This is a genomic window from Marinobacter subterrani (assembly GCF_001045555.1).
Classification (GTDB): domain Bacteria; phylum Pseudomonadota; class Gammaproteobacteria; order Pseudomonadales; family Oleiphilaceae; genus Marinobacter; species Marinobacter subterrani.
On sequence record NZ_LFBU01000002.1, the window covers coordinates 929,434 to 942,996 of the forward strand.

Annotated in this window: 15 protein-coding genes and 1 other RNA gene; 13 read left to right on the forward strand and 3 right to left on the reverse strand. The window is 58.2% G+C overall.

The annotated features are described in order from the left end of the window. Nucleotides 1–14: 14 nt before the first annotated feature. The 9 genes from prfC to msub_RS20215 all read left to right on the forward strand — a co-directional run bounded on the left by prfC (nucleotide 15) and on the right by msub_RS20215 (nucleotide 7,489). On the forward strand, nucleotides 15–1,595 hold the full coding sequence (gene prfC, locus msub_RS20175; protein ID WP_048497884.1) for a peptide chain release factor 3: 1,581 nt from the start codon (nucleotides 15–17) through the stop codon (nucleotides 1,593–1,595). Between the two features lie 22 nt (nucleotides 1,596–1,617). Further along, nucleotides 1,618–2,403: a TatD family hydrolase gene (locus tag msub_RS20180; protein WP_048498050.1), complete on the forward strand. Its 786-nt coding sequence runs from the start codon at nucleotides 1,618–1,620 to the stop codon at nucleotides 2,401–2,403. A 201-nt stretch (nucleotides 2,404–2,604) separates the two neighbouring features. Further along, nucleotides 2,605–3,033 (forward strand): 50S ribosomal protein L13, encoded by a 429-nt coding sequence (gene rplM, locus msub_RS20185; protein WP_048497885.1) that lies wholly within the window; start codon nucleotides 2,605–2,607, stop codon nucleotides 3,031–3,033. A gap of 12 nt (nucleotides 3,034–3,045) precedes the next feature. Continuing rightward, complete coding sequence (gene rpsI / locus msub_RS20190) at nucleotides 3,046–3,438, forward strand: 30S ribosomal protein S9 (protein ID WP_008176554.1); 393 nt, start codon at nucleotides 3,046–3,048, stop codon at nucleotides 3,436–3,438. 244 nt (nucleotides 3,439–3,682) lie between these two features. Further along, a complete protein-coding gene (gene petA, locus msub_RS20195; RefSeq protein WP_048497886.1) occupies nucleotides 3,683–4,276 on the forward strand; it encodes a ubiquinol-cytochrome c reductase iron-sulfur subunit in 594 nt (197 codons plus the stop codon). Next, nucleotides 4,276–5,508 (forward strand): cytochrome b, encoded by a 1,233-nt coding sequence (locus tag msub_RS20200; protein ID WP_048497887.1) that lies wholly within the window; start codon nucleotides 4,276–4,278, stop codon nucleotides 5,506–5,508. The genes petA and msub_RS20200 overlap by 1 nt, the downstream gene beginning before the upstream one ends. Next, nucleotides 5,508–6,263, forward strand: a complete 756-nt coding sequence (locus msub_RS20205) for a cytochrome c1 (protein WP_048497888.1) — start codon at nucleotides 5,508–5,510, stop codon at nucleotides 6,261–6,263. Before msub_RS20200 ends, msub_RS20205 begins: the two co-directional genes overlap by 1 nt. 109 nt (nucleotides 6,264–6,372) lie before the next feature. Further along, nucleotides 6,373–7,002 (forward strand): glutathione S-transferase N-terminal domain-containing protein, encoded by a 630-nt coding sequence (locus msub_RS20210; RefSeq protein WP_048497889.1) that lies wholly within the window; start codon nucleotides 6,373–6,375, stop codon nucleotides 7,000–7,002. Nucleotides 7,003–7,072: 70 nt separating this feature from the next. Further along, nucleotides 7,073–7,489 carry a ClpXP protease specificity-enhancing factor gene (locus tag msub_RS20215; protein WP_227506896.1) on the forward strand — a complete coding sequence of 139 codons (417 nt, stop codon included), beginning with the start codon at nucleotides 7,073–7,075 and terminating at the stop codon, nucleotides 7,487–7,489. A 42-nt stretch (nucleotides 7,490–7,531) separates the two neighbouring features. Here msub_RS20215 and msub_RS20220 read toward each other — a convergent pair whose 3' ends face one another. The 3 genes from msub_RS20220 to msub_RS20230 are packed head-to-tail and all read right to left on the reverse strand — an operon-like array spanning nucleotide 7,532 to nucleotide 10,448. After that, on the reverse strand, nucleotides 7,532–8,122 hold the full coding sequence (locus msub_RS20220) for a D-sedoheptulose-7-phosphate isomerase (RefSeq protein ID WP_048497891.1): 591 nt from the start codon (nucleotides 8,120–8,122) through the stop codon (nucleotides 7,532–7,534). Between the two features lie 11 nt (nucleotides 8,123–8,133). Further along, the gene (locus msub_RS20225; protein WP_048497892.1) at nucleotides 8,134–8,499 is read right to left on the reverse strand and encodes a YraN family protein; all 366 of its coding nucleotides are present in this window, start codon (nucleotides 8,497–8,499) and stop codon (nucleotides 8,134–8,136) included. 17 nt (nucleotides 8,500–8,516) lie between these two features. Continuing rightward, nucleotides 8,517–10,448 carry a penicillin-binding protein activator gene (locus msub_RS20230; protein WP_227506869.1) on the reverse strand — a complete coding sequence of 644 codons (1,932 nt, stop codon included), beginning with the start codon at nucleotides 10,446–10,448 and terminating at the stop codon, nucleotides 8,517–8,519. Nucleotides 10,449–10,523: 75 nt separating this feature from the next. On the opposite strand from msub_RS20230, the gene rsmI reads away from it, so the two are divergent. From rsmI to rsmH, 4 genes are all read left to right on the forward strand, one after another. After that, nucleotides 10,524–11,420 carry a 16S rRNA (cytidine(1402)-2'-O)-methyltransferase gene (rsmI, locus tag msub_RS20235; protein ID WP_048497893.1) on the forward strand — a complete coding sequence of 299 codons (897 nt, stop codon included), beginning with the start codon at nucleotides 10,524–10,526 and terminating at the stop codon, nucleotides 11,418–11,420. 54 nt (nucleotides 11,421–11,474) lie between these two features. Beyond that, an RNA gene (rnpB, locus tag msub_RS20840) (RNase P RNA component class A) lies at nucleotides 11,475–11,825 on the forward strand. 305 nt (nucleotides 11,826–12,130) lie between these two features. Continuing rightward, complete coding sequence (mraZ, locus tag msub_RS20240) at nucleotides 12,131–12,583, forward strand: division/cell wall cluster transcriptional repressor MraZ (protein WP_048497894.1); 453 nt, start codon at nucleotides 12,131–12,133, stop codon at nucleotides 12,581–12,583. Then, complete coding sequence (gene rsmH, locus msub_RS20245; protein WP_048497895.1) at nucleotides 12,580–13,563, forward strand: 16S rRNA (cytosine(1402)-N(4))-methyltransferase RsmH; 984 nt, start codon at nucleotides 12,580–12,582, stop codon at nucleotides 13,561–13,563. Before mraZ ends, rsmH begins: the two co-directional genes overlap by 4 nt.

Genomic DNA, 13,563 nt, shown 5'->3' on the forward strand with positions numbered 1-13,563 from the left:
GTTGCTCTTCAACTATGTCTAACCTTTCCCAGGAAGTGGCCAAGCGCCGCACCTTCGCAATTATCTCGCACCCGGATGCCGGTAAAACCACCATTACCGAAAAAGTCCTGTTATTCGGCCAGGCGATTCAGAAGGCGGGGACCGTCAAGGGGAAAAAGTCCGGCCAGCATGCCAAGTCGGACTGGATGGAAATGGAAAAGGAGCGCGGTATTTCCGTGACCACGTCGGTCATGCAGTTTCCCTATGGTGGCAAGCTGGTGAACCTGCTGGATACGCCGGGACACGAGGATTTCTCCGAAGACACCTATCGTACGCTGACGGCGGTCGATTCCTGTCTGATGGTCATCGATAGTGCCAAGGGTGTTGAGGAGCGGACCATCAAGCTGATGGAAGTTACCCGCTTGCGTGACACCCCCATTATCACCTTCATGAACAAGCTGGACCGGGATACCCGGGACCCGGTCGAATTGATGGATGAGGTCGAGGAGGTTCTGAAAATTGCCTGCGCGCCGATTACCTGGCCGATCGGCATGGGCAAGAGCTTCAAGGGTGTCTACCATCTGCTGCGGGATGAAGTGGTTCTCTATAAGTCCGGCCAGGGCCACGCCATTCAGGAGAGACGCGTCATCCCGGGGCTTGATAACCCGGAGCTGGAGCAGGCGATCGGGGCTTATGCCGCTGACCTGCGCGATGAAATCGAACTGGTTAAAGGCGCATCCCATGAATTTGACCAAGAGGCTTTTCTGGCCGGCGAGTTGACGCCGGTGTTCTTCGGTACGGCGTTGGGCAACTTTGGCGTCGATCATATGCTGGACGGTCTGGTGGACTGGGCGCCGCAGCCGCAACCCCGGGCAACGGACCAGAGGGTGGTGCAGCCGGCGGAAGAGGGCTTCTCGGGCTTCGTTTTCAAGATCCAGGCGAACATGGATCCCCAGCACCGCGACCGTGTGGCGTTCCTGCGCATTGTGTCCGGCCGGTACAGTCAGGGCATGAAGGCCCGCCATGTGCGCATAGGCAAAGAGGTGCGATTTTCCGACGCCCTGACGTTTATGGCAGGCGACCGGGAACATGCCGAAGAGGCCTTTGCCGGTGACATCATCGGGCTGCACAATCATGGCACCATCCAGTTGGGCGATACCTTCACCGCCGGCGACGACATGAAGTTTACCGGGATACCGAACTTCGCTCCGGAGCTGTTCCGCCGAATCCGTCTCAAGGATCCGCTCAAGGCCAAGCAGCTCCAGAAGGGGCTGATCCAGCTGTCCGAAGAAGGGGCCGTGCAGGTATTCAGGCCCTTCCGCAACAACGATCTTATTGTTGGCGCCGTCGGCGTGCTGCAGTTCGACGTGGTGGTCAGTCGTCTCAAGAGCGAGTACAAGGTGGAGGCGGTCTACGAGCCGATCAATGTTGCCACTGCCCGCTGGGTGACGTGCAGCGACGAGCGCAAGCTCGATGAGTTCCAGCGCAAGAACAACGACAACCTCGCCCTGGACGGCAGCGACAGGCTGGCCTACATTGCACCGACCATGGTCAACCTGAATCTGACCCAGGAGCGCTATCCCGACATCAAGTTCCACAAGACCCGGGAGCATTGACAGCGCCCGAGTGGAGGTGACCTTGCAACTGGTCGATGCCCATTGCCATTTTGACTTCCCGGAGTTTGACGGCCGTCGCGAGGCGGAGCTCGAACTGGCCCGCTCGCGCGGCGTCAGTCATCTGGTTATCCCCGGCGTGCGCCAGCCGGACTGGGGCAGGGTCCGGCAAACGGCACTGGCCCACGACGGCCTGTTTTACTGCCTGGGCGTACACCCGTGGTTTGTGGAGGAGCATTCCGAGGGGGACCTCGCGGAGCTTGAGCGCCTGTTGAGGAGTGAGCCGGAACGTTGTGTGGCTCTCGGGGAATGTGGGCTGGATCGGCTCAGGGGTCGTCTTGAGGCTCAATGGCCCTGGTTTGAGGCTCAGGTCGGACTGGCGTCCGCAATGAACCTGCCCCTGGTCATTCACTCGGTGAAAACCCATGACGAGGTGCATGGCCTGCTCAGGCGCATGCAATGGACCGGCCGGGCCCTGGTTCACGGTTTCACAGGAAGTTTTCAGCAGGCTGAAAAACTGGTCGATCTCGGCTGTTTTATCGGTGTTGGCGGTGTGATCACCCACCCCCGGGCCCGCAAAACCCGGGAAGCCATCTCGAGGCTGCCCACGGAATCACTGGTGCTGGAGACAGACGCGCCGGATATGTCCCCTGAAGGCGTTCCGCCGGGGCGGAACTCTCCGGCTTTCCTGCCGCAGATTCTGGACTCGCTCGCCCGGATTCGCGGGGTGGGGCAGGAGGCCCTGGCGCAGGCTCTGACGGATAATGTGTCGAGATTATATGGCTGGCCACCAGACGGTATAGGGGAATAACGAAACAGCGAAACACATGGTTGGATTTCCAGGATGGTTCGAGTATACTTCGCGCCCTGGCTTTTCAAGGCGACGCCACTATCTCAGCCCCGAATAGTGTCGCTGCCGACCATTTAACAGGTAGAGAAACCCCTCCGGATGCCAAGCATTTACCGGTGGCGGTTTTTTAACGTTTCTTATATAGCGTTCAAGGCGGAATCAATGAAGACTCTGAGTGCGAAACCAGAAACAGTAAAACGTGACTGGTACGTTGTAGACGCAGCCGGCAAGACGCTGGGTCGTCTGTCAACCGAAATCGCCCGTCGTCTGCGGGGCAAGCATAAGCCTGAGTATACCCCCCATGTAGACACCGGCGATTACATTGTTGTGATCAATGCGAGCCAGGTGCGGGTTACCGGCAACAAGGCATCTGACAAGATGTATTACAGTCATACCGGCTTTCCGGGTGGAATCAAATCCATCAACTTCGAGAAGCTGGTCGACAAGGCGCCCGAGCAAGTTATCCAGAAGTCTGTCAAAGGCATGCTTCCCAAGGGTCCGCTCGGCCGCGCCATGTTCAAGAAGCTGAAAATCTATGCCGGCGCTGAGCATCCTCACGCAGCCCAGCAGCCCAAAGAACTCGACATTTAACGGAAGGCGGATATGTCTGTAGCACAAAATTACGGTACTGGTCGCCGCAAGACATCCACGGCTCGAGTCTTTATCAAGCCGGGAAGCGGTAATATTTCCATCAACGGTCGCACTATCGAAGATTTCTTCGGTCGTGAGACTTTGCGCATGATCGTTCGTCAGCCGCTGGTAGTGGCTGAATCCACCGATCGTTTCGATATCAACATTACTGTCAAGGGTGGTGGTATCAGTGGCCAGGCCGGCGCTATTCGCCACGGTCTGACCCGCGCCCTGATGGATTACGATGAAACTCTGCGCCCGGCGCTGCGCAAAGCGGGTTACGTTACCCGTGATGCCCGTGAAGTTGAGCGTAAGAAAGTGGGTCTGCGCAAGGCGCGTAAGCGTCCTCAGTACTCCAAGCGTTAATATCGCTGGAGCAGAGATCCCGGAAACCCGGCCTTTTTTGGTCGGGTTTTTTTATGGCCGGACGATTTGCCAGCAAATTGATCTGGAGCAGGGATGAGGCGCCAGTGGCGGCTTTCCGACTTGTAAGGCCCTGGTAATTTCATTACCATTTGGGCGCTTACATTTTTGGGTTATGAAGTCCTTTTTGATGCACATTGCCGGCTGAATTGCAGGCTGTGACATCGCCTGATGGGAGAAAACCATAATGAGTAATGGCGACGTGAGCCAAGGCCGGCGCCGGTTTCTGATCGGTGCTACGTCTGTGGTGGGTGGAGTCGGCGTCGTCGGTGCGGCCGTTCCTTTCGTGGCATCCTGGAACCCCAGTGCCAAAGCGGAGGCAGCCGGTGCACCGGTAACCGTCAATATCAGCAAGATTGAGCCGGGTCAGCAGGTTACGGTGGAATGGCGGGGCAAGCCGGTCTGGCTCGTGCGCCGTACCGAGACCATGCTGGAGAACATCAAGAAGCTGAACGAGGAGGTAAAAGACCCTCAGTCGAAGGCGCCTCAGCAGCCGCCGTACATCGATGGTATCTACCGGGCCCTCAAGCCCGAGATCGCAGTGCTGGTCGGCATCTGTACCCATCTTGGATGTGTTCCGTCCTATCGTCCTGAAGTATCCCCGGAAGATCTGGGCGAGGCCTGGCTCGGCGGTTTTTTCTGTCCGTGTCACGGTTCCAAGTACGATCTTGCCGGTCGGGTTTTTGAGGCGCAACCAGCTCCCCTCAACCTGGTAGTGCCGCCTTATCGTTACGACGATGACGTGACCCTGACGATTGGTCTTGACCCGGAGGCAGCGTAATGCAGAAGCTCATTAACTGGGTAGACGAGCGTCTGCCGATTGTTGAAGCCTGGAACAAGCACCTGGCCAAGTATTACGCGCCGAAGAACTTCAACGTGTGGTACTTCTTTGGCTCCCTGGCCATGCTCGTGCTGGTGAACCAGTTGGTTACCGGTATCTGGCTGACCATGAGTTACAACCCCTCCGCGGAAAACGCCTTTGCTTCGGTTGAGTACATCATGCGTGATGTCGAATGGGGCTGGCTGCTCCGCTATCTTCACTCAACCGGTGCCTCCGCATTCTTCATTGTGGTTTATCTCCACATGTTCCGGGGGCTGATGTACGGCTCTTACCGGAAGCCCCGCGAGCTGATCTGGCTTTTCGGTATGCTGATTTACCTGGTGCTGATGGCTGAAGCGTTCATGGGCTATCTCCTTCCCTGGGGCCAGATGTCCTACTGGGGTGCCCAGGTTATCGTTAACCTGTTTGGTGCGATTCCCGTTATCGGCGAAGACCTGTCCCTGTGGATTCGCGGTGATTATCTGATTTCCGGTATTACCCTGAACCGTTTCTTCGCGCTGCACGTGGTTGCCTTGCCGATCGTACTGCTGGGCCTGGTTGTACTGCATATCCTCGCCCTGCATGAGGTGGGTTCGAATAACCCGGACGGTATCGAAATCAAGAAGAACAAGGATGAGAATGGCATTCCCAAAGACGGTATCCCGTTCCACCCTTACTACACCGTTCACGATCTGCTGGGCGTTGCGGTATTCTTTTTCATCTTCTTCGTTGTGGTGTTCTTCTTCCCGGAAATGGGCGGTCTGTTCCTGGAGAAGCCGAACTTTGAGCCGGCCAACCCGCTGAAGACGCCAGCTCACATTGCACCGGTCTGGTACTTTACGCCCTTCTACGCCATGCTACGTGCGGTAACCATTGACCTGTTCGGTCTGCCCGCGAAGTTCTGGGGTGTGGTCGTCATGGGCGGTGCCATCGCCATTCTCTTCGTCCTTCCCTGGCTGGACAGAAGCCCGGTTCGCTCTATTCGCTACAAGGGCTGGCTGAGCAAGATCGCTCTCGCCGTTTTTGCGGTGAGCTTCGTGGTGCTTGGCTACCTTGGCCTCGTGCCGGCGACAGCGGGGCGGACCACCGTGGCCCAGATACTGACGGCGGTCTACTTCCTCTACTTCATTCTGATGCCGTTCTACACGCGCATGGAGAAAACCAAGCCAGTACCAGAGAGGGTGACAGGATAATGAGAAAGCTGATTTTTGGTCTTTTCATCGCAATCCTGCCGGCGCTCGGGCTGGCAGCTGGCGCAGAGATGCATCTGGATGAGTTTGAGCCGGATCACACTGACAAGGCATCCCTGCAGCGTGGTGTAACCACGTTCACCAACTACTGCATGGGGTGCCACTCCATGGAATACGCCCGTTACAAGCGGGTTGCGGACGACCTGGGGATTCCTGTAGAGCTCTATGAGGAGAACCTGATCTTTACCGGTGCCAAGATTGGCGAGCTGATGAAGAACGCGATGAACAAGGATATGGCGGCCGACTGGTTCGGTGCGCCGCCGCCCGATCTGACCCTGGAAACACGCCTGCGTGGTGATGATTGGGTATATTCCTATCTTCGTGGCTTCTACAAGGACGAGTCGCGCCCGCTTGGTGTTAACAACGTTGTGTTCCCGGCAGTAGGTATGCCGCACGTGTTGGTGGGGCTTCAGGGCCTCTGTGCCGTGAAGCCGCACATCGGTGTTGAGGCCAGCGTCGAGCCGCTCAGCGGCAACATCAATAACGCGAATACCTGCCCCGAGTTCGCGCTTGAAGGCAGCATGACCGGCGCCGAGTTTGACCAGGCTATGTATGATCTGACCAACTTCCTGACCTACATGGCTGACCCGGTCAAGCTGGAGCGGGAGCGTCTGGGGATTTTTGTCCTGATCTTTGTGGCCATCTTCTTTGTGTTCGCTTACCTGCTTAATCGTGAGTACTGGAAGGACGTACACTGAGAAATAGGGTATAATCCCGTCCCCTGAGTTCCAGCGGGCACTAACCGGCCCGCTGGATTTTTGCGTTTTTTCAGGATCATTTCGGTTTGTTTACTCGTGAGGTAGTTCTATGGGCGTTGTGACCAAGCGGTCATCAATGACATTCTTCTCAGATCCGGCCAGCCACTACAGCCACCGGGTTCGTATCGTTCTTGCCGAGAAGGGTGTCACCGTTGATATCGTTGATGTGGATCCGGACAATCCTCCGGCCGAACTGGCCGACCTGAATCCGTACAACGCCCTGCCGACACTGGTGGATCGTGATCTTGTGCTCTATGAGCCGAATATCATGATGGAGTATCTCGACGAGCGTTTCCCGCATCCGCCATTATTGCCCGTTTATCCGGTGGCTCGGGCCAATAGCCGGCTGATGATTCATCGGATCCAGAAAGACTGGTGTGGTCTGGTCGACCGGATTCTGGCCCAGCCGAATGCGAAAGCCTCCGAGGCGGCACGCAAGGAGCTGCGGGAAAGCCTGTTGGCAACTGCACCACTGTTCGGTGAAATGCCTTTCTTCCTGTCGGAAGAGTTCACGATTGTGGATTGCTGCATTGCACCGATTCTGTGGCGGCTCCCGGCGCTGGGTATTGACCTGAACGAAAAGCAGGCCAAACCGCTGCAGAAATATATGGACAGCATTTTCAGCCGGGAAGGCTTCAAGGCAAGCCTTTCTGACCGGGAAGAAGACATTCGCAGCTGATTTGGCGCTGATTTGGCAAAGTTCCGCTGGTCGGAGCAGGAGAGTGGCAGTGGCTGAGAGTAAAAACACCATGACGTCCAGCCGTCCTTACCTGGTGCGTGCGTTCAATGAGTGGATTCTGGACAACGACTGCACGCCCTACATTGTGGTGGATGCCGGCGTTCAGGGTGTGCAGGTGCCCACCGAGCATGTGGCGAACGGGCAGATTGTTCTGAATATCAGCTCTGGTGCGGTCCGTGGCCTGGTTATTGGTAATGGTGCGCTCGAGTTCAGTGCCCGCTTCGGCGGTGTGCCCATGCAGGTGTTCATCCCTCTGCAGGCGGTGATGGCTATTTATGCCAAGGAAAACGGCGAGGGCATGGTCTTCGGGAGTGAGCCTGGCTCGCCGGACCCTGATGGCGCTGGTCGTGAGCGCGACGGAGGGCAGTCTGCCTCCGGACAGGAGGAGCGGCCGTCAGGAAGGCCGACGCTCAAAGTCGTCAAGTAATCGCCCGCCTTGCCTCGAATGCCAGCGTCCGCTGGCATTTTTTCATCCCCCGAAAAGCTTGCCATCAATCAGCCCGCACAGGGCGTTAATAATAAGAAGTAACAGCGGGGTCGCCTCTGTAGGGCTCAGGTCATTGAGTGCGATCTCATGGTCTTCCGGATGCATGAGTGAGGTGATATCCGATTTTTCCCTTGCGCTGAGCACCACAACACTCATCTCGCGGTCGTGAGCGGCCTGAATGGCCTGTATAAGGTTGGCTTTGTGCCCATCGTCAACGATGACGAAAAGCAGGTCGCCGGGCTTGCCGATTGCCCGGACCTGGCGGGAGAAGGTGTCGTTGAACCGGTTGTCCCGGCAGATGGCGGAATACGTGGTGGCATCCGCCCCGAGGTTGATGGCGGGCAGGGCGGGCCTGTCCTGCTCAAACCGGTTAAGCAGCGAAGTGCAGAAGTATTGGGCCAGAATGTTGGCGTTGCCATTGGCGCAGGTGATGATTTTGCCGTCCCGAAGCAGGGTCGCCACGAATGCATCAGCCGCATCCTCTATGGCGGGGCCGGCGGTGCTTGCCGCCTGGGCTGTGTGCTCCATGTGGCTTGCGAACCACTGGTTGATCTGGTGTTCGGTGTCGGTCATCGTCGGTTTCACTATCCTGCCAGAATTGCATTCCGGATCCATTGTACCCGGTATTTTTTGACGGTACCCGGGCTGATGGCAACCACATCAATCCGTGAAACTGAGTTCCAGAGGCCATGCCGATGCAGATAAAACGAAACCGCTTTTATCAGTCGTTTCTGTTTCGGGTAATTGATGGAGCTTGCGGGATCAACCAGGCTGCCGGGACCCCGGTAACGGACTTCGAAGAACACCAGAGTCTCGCCCTCACGGCCAATGAGGTCGATCTCACCGCCGCGGTTGTAGACGTTGCGCTCAAGGATCTGCACGCCCTGGCTGGCAAGGTAGCGGGCAGCAACACCTTCGAAGTGATTTCCCAGGGTTTTCGTGCCATCCATGGCGAATGATCGTTCCCTTAATTCTGCCCGGTGACTGGCATAACCTCGCCCCGGGGGATGATGTTGGTCTCATCGGGTACCAGTTCCGGCAAGCGTTCCGGCGCTCCGTTCCGGAATTGGGCCCATAGCTGATCCCGGTGGATGGCGCCCTCGGGCGTCATGGTCAGGACACCGGTCTGGCCGTTGATCGAGGCGCTGTTGACCTGGCGGAGCAATGGCAGGCGTTTGCTGAGCTGCCAGGCGTCGGCGCCCATGGCAAACAGTCGGCCGGCCTGGCCGCTGGTGCCGGGCATCAGCTTGGTGGCCTTGTTCCGAAGTTCGCTGCCGTCGCCGAGTACCCAGGGAATATCGGTGAAAATAACGCCGTTCAGGTCTCGGTCCCGGGAAGGCGACGGAGTGCCTTCGTAGATGATGGAGGGCGAATACACAGGCAGGTCGCCCCCGAAATAGAACGCAAACAGCGGATTGAACTGCCGGGCGATCGTGGGCTCGGCCACCATGACAATGGCATCCGCATCCTGCCGGCGGCGCGGTTCAAACTCAATATCCATACCAATAGTGCGTTCAACCTGGATCGCGCGGTCACGGGAAACGGTAATGCCCAGCAGGTCGGCGGTCACGGCCCTGAGGTTGTCTTCCCGGAAGAAGCGCTCCACATCCAGGATAACACCGCCCGAGGCGGTCATCCGTTGCCGCAGAGCCTGTTCCACCCGGTCTCCCCACTCGCCCTGCGGAATGAGTACCAGGACCTGGCGCAATCCCTTGGCCAGAAGCCGGTCGGCGATCTGGCGAGCCTCATCTTCCGCTGACAGGCCAAACTGATAGAGGCCTTCCGGCGGCTGCGAGCCGGCGGGCAGATAATTCAGTCCCAGGGCGGGCACCGGAAGCGTGTTCATCGAGGCAAGTTCTGCCAGCGCATCCTTTTCCAGGGGGCCGACTACCAGATCAATATCCTGGGTCGAAAGTTCGCGATACAGTTCGATAAACGGTGTGCTGGAGGTATCGAAGATCCGGATATCGGTTTTACCGCGATTGGCGGCGTCATCCAGGTAGTAGGCGGCAAGAAATCCGTCTCGAATCGCTTTGCCAGCGGTTGCGAGCGGGCCTTTCAGCGGAACTGCCAGGGCGATTTCCTCAGGCCGGCTTGCAGCCAGGTTTGCGATCAGCCGCAGTTCGGACGGCAGCACCTGGGCGGCGGGATGGCCGGGCCAGTTGTTCTGCCAATCGCGTATGATTCGCCCCTGTTCATCGATGTTGGTATCGGGCGCGCGGACAATCCGCGCCAGCTCCAGCCAGCCCTGGGCTTCATAACCGATGGCGTCCGCAGAGGCGGAATCCAGCTGGCTGTCAGGCACTCGCGCCAGAAGCGACCAGACCCGGTCATGAATTTTCTGGGGATCGGCGGTGCTATCGGTCTGGGCGAGCAAGATCAGGGTCATGGCGGCAGAGAGCGGGTCGTCCGCCAGTGCGAAGGTGTCTGCCTGAAGATAGGCGGCCCGCGCCATCAGGTTTGCCGGGTAGTCGATGAAATCTGAAGGCGACAGCTTGCCGGCCAGCTCTCTTGCCCAGGATTTATCGTCAAGTGCCGTTGCACTTGCCATCGACAACAGCCGCTTCTGGTTTTCGAGTGTCGGTGCCGGTTGCGCCAGCTGCTCGCTTTGCAGTAGCGTTCGGGCTGCCGCGTGGTCGCCCTGATCCTGGAATCGGCTGGCAATCCGGAGCAGGTAGGCCTGGGCCGTTTCGACATTGTCTTCCCTGCTGGCCATTTCAAGAGCCTGGTCTGCAGTTTGGGCAATGTGCGAATCAAGGTTGACGCTGGCACAACCGGCGGACAGTAGGGCGGCGGCAAGAACGCTGGCCAGGGCTCGTTTATGGATGCGGATCTTTATCATGGCAAGCTCGATATACTCCGGATTATTGGGCTTGTGGCGCCAGACTAACGGTGGCAAGTTTAACAGCTCCGGTATTAATTCACATGACGTAACTGTCACGGTCCGTGCAGCAGCAATGAAGGGGCAACAAATTTGAACAGCGAGAGCAGTGATTTCCCCGCTTCGGCGAACCGGAAGGACGTTGCGGGAGGAACCCTCTATATTGTCGCCACGCCCATCGGCAATCTCGATGACCTGTCTGCGCGGGCGACGAAGGTGCTGGCCGGTGTTGATGTGGTGGCTGCCGAGGACACCCGGCACAGTGGTCGGCTCCTGAGCCATCTGGGCCTTCAGAAACGATTGGTTGCGCTGCACGATCACAATGAAAAAGATCGTGCCGCCGGCTTGCTGGCGGAGCTTGCGGCGGGACGGGATGTCGCGCTGATCTCCGATGCCGGCACGCCGCTGATTTCCGATCCCGGCTATGTGCTGGTTCGGGAGGCCCGGGCCTCGGGTTTCTCGGTCAGTCCCATTCCCGGGGCTTGTGCGCTGGTGGCCGCGTTGAGTGCCGCCGGGTTGCCAACCGATCGGTTCCTGTTCGTGGGTTTTCTTCCCGCAAAACGCTCAGGTCGACGGTCAGGCCTTGAGTCGCTCGCCAGTGAGGTTGCAACCCTGGTGTTTTACGAATCACCCCACCGAATTCTCGAATCCTTGCGGGATATTGGCGAGGTTCTGGGAGCCGGGCGTGAGGTGGTGCTTGGCCGGGAAATCACCAAGACGTTCGAGACCTTCTACTCGGGCTCGGTGGGCGAGGTTCTGGCTGAGCTGGAGCAGGATGCCCACGGTACCCGTGGTGAGTTTGTCGTGATGGTCCGTGGTGCCGAGGCCCGTCCCGGCAATAGCGAGGCGACAACCATGGATGTTGACCGGGTACTGACGGTCCTGCTGGCGGAGCTGCCGGTAAAAAAGGTGGCAAAGATGGCCGCAGAATTGACGGGGCTGTCAAAGAACGAGCTTTATCAGCGGGCCCTGGCCCTGAAGGACGGTTGAGCTCCCGAGGCGGTTTCCCTTGCAAGGCCGCAGGTGCAGGAGTATTGTCTCGCCCGAGCTCGCCAGACAGTCGCCGCCGGTTTTACCGGGGGAGGAAAGTCCGGGCTCCGCAGGGCAAGGTGCCAGGTAACGCCTGGGCGGCGCGAGCCGACGGAAAGTGCAACAGAGAGCAGACCGCCTAAGCGCCTTCGGGCGCCGGTAAGGGTGAAACGGTGCGGTAAGAGCGCACCGCGTGGCTGGCAACAGTTCACGGCGATGGTAAACCCCACCTGGAGCAAGACCAAATAGGAATCCAATGGCGTGGCCCGCGCTGGATTCGGGTAGGTTGCTTGAGGCCTGTGGTGACGCAGGCCCTAGATGAATGACTGTCCAAGACAGAACCCGGCTTATCGGCGAGCTCACTCTTTTATTCCCCTCATGTGAAGTCTGTCATTCTCAGCAGATGTCTTTTATAGCCAAAAAATCTTAAACCTCACTTGTCTTCTCCAGACTTTTCTGCAGGTATTTGATTTTGCTTCTTTTCTTTTTCGTAATCTCAGCGCTTCGTTGAATCCGCCCCCGTAACCTCTTGTCATAAAAGGAACTTTCCCGCGTGTGGCGCTGTTTGCGGCGCTTGCATTGTGTATTGCGTGTTTCTATAGTGTGCGGAAGTGGGAAAAAGTGGTTTCTAGTGGTTTTTTGTGGTTTCCAGGCACCCAGAGACAGTGTGAATGAGTAATTTTCTCGGCAGTCATGCCATCAATATGGATGCGAAGGGTCGCCTGGCGATCCCCGCCAAGGTGCGCGAGCAGCTCGCGCAGGCCTGTGGTGGGCGCATTGTATTGACGGCCAATGCCGACGAAGAACGTTGTCTGCTGGTGTATCCGGAGCCCGAATGGGAAGTTCTCAGGCCCAAGATTGAGGCTCTTCCCAATATGAACAAGGCGGCGCGTCGCCTGCAGCGTCTGATTCTGGGTAATGCTGCCCCCATGGAGTTGGACTCAGCCGGGCGCATTCTGATTCCTCCAACGCTGAGAAGCTACGCCCATCTTGAGAAAAAGCTGATGTTGATCGGGCAGGGCAAGAAGTTTGAGCTCTGGAGTGAAGAGCGCTGGTTTGCCTGGCTGGATGAGTCTTCCGGAGACGATGAAATGCCGCCCGAGATGGAGGCATTGTCCCTATGACCGCCGATCGCAGGCAGGAGCCCGGAGCGGCATACAAGCATCGCTCGGTGCTTCTGGATTCGGCAGTCGACTATCTGATTAATGACCCTGACGGCTGCTACGTCGATGGCACCTTTGGCCGCGGTGGCCACAGTCGCCTGATTCTTGGGCATCTGGGTGAGGCGGGCCAGTTGCTGGGGATTGACAAGGACCCCGAGGCAATCAGGGTGGCACGCGAACTGGAAACCCGGGATCACCGGTTCCACTGTTTTCATGGCTCTTTTGCCGAGCTGGACGCAGCCGTTACTGGCCAGGGCTGGGAGTCAGTGAACGGTGTATTGCTGGACCTTGGCGTCTCGTCACCCCAGCTCGATGATGCGTCTCGTGGTTTCAGCTTTATGCGCGATGGCCCACTGGACATGCGGATGAACACCGAGCAGGCGCCCAGTGCCGCGCAGTGGCTTGCAACGGCGGAAGAAACCGAGATAGCGGACGTAATTTTCCGCTATGGCGAAGAGCGTTTTTCCCGGCGTATTGCCCGGCTTCTGGTCGCGCGCCGGCAGGAAACGCCGATCGAGACGACCCGCCAGTTGGCGGAACTGGTCAGTGAAGCGGTACCCAAAAAAGAGAAGCACAAGCACCCGGCGACACGAACCTTCCAGGCGATCCGGATTTTTATCAACCGGGAACTGGAAGATCTTGAAGCGGGCCTCCGGGCGGCCGTCGATCGGCTGGCAACCGGTGGCCGGCTGGTGGTCATCAGCTTTCATTCGCTGGAAGACCGGCTGGTCAAGCGTTTTATGCGGGATCTGGCACGCGGGCCCCAAGTGCCCAAGGGTGTGCCGGTAACCGCGGAACACGAAGCCTCGGATTTCCGGCTTGTTGGCAAGGCCAGCAAGGCCGGTGCCGACGAAGTAAGTGACAACGTACGGGCCCGCAGCGCAGTCATGCGGGTTCTGGAACGCACTGATATCAGAAATAACTCGCAGGGGAGCGCGTAG

Excerpts from the sequence above, each read along its gene's own strand:
- prfC (WP_048497884.1), top strand. The coding sequence starts at position 15 with ATGTCTAACCTTTCCCAGGAAGTGGCCAAGCGCCGCACCTTCGCAATT.
- rplM (WP_048497885.1), top strand. The coding sequence starts at position 2,605 with ATGAAGACTCTGAGTGCGAAACCAGAAACAGTAAAACGTGACTGGTAC.
- rpsI (WP_008176554.1), top strand. The coding sequence starts at position 3,046 with ATGTCTGTAGCACAAAATTACGGTACTGGTCGCCGCAAGACATCCACG.
- petA (WP_048497886.1), top strand. The coding sequence starts at position 3,683 with ATGAGTAATGGCGACGTGAGCCAAGGCCGGCGCCGGTTTCTGATCGGT.
- msub_RS20200 (WP_048497887.1), top strand. The coding sequence starts at position 4,276 with ATGCAGAAGCTCATTAACTGGGTAGACGAGCGTCTGCCGATTGTTGAA.
- msub_RS20205 (WP_048497888.1), top strand. The coding sequence starts at position 5,508 with ATGAGAAAGCTGATTTTTGGTCTTTTCATCGCAATCCTGCCGGCGCTC.
- msub_RS20210 (WP_048497889.1), top strand. The coding sequence starts at position 6,373 with ATGGGCGTTGTGACCAAGCGGTCATCAATGACATTCTTCTCAGATCCG.
- msub_RS20215 (WP_227506896.1), top strand. The coding sequence starts at position 7,073 with ATGACGTCCAGCCGTCCTTACCTGGTGCGTGCGTTCAATGAGTGGATT.
- msub_RS20220 (WP_048497891.1), bottom strand. The coding sequence starts at position 8,122 with ATGACCGACACCGAACACCAGATCAACCAGTGGTTCGCAAGCCACATG.
- msub_RS20225 (WP_048497892.1), bottom strand. The coding sequence starts at position 8,499 with ATGGATGGCACGAAAACCCTGGGAAATCACTTCGAAGGTGTTGCTGCC.
- mraZ (WP_048497894.1), top strand. The coding sequence starts at position 12,131 with ATGAGTAATTTTCTCGGCAGTCATGCCATCAATATGGATGCGAAGGGT.
- rsmH (WP_048497895.1), top strand. The coding sequence starts at position 12,580 with ATGACCGCCGATCGCAGGCAGGAGCCCGGAGCGGCATACAAGCATCGC.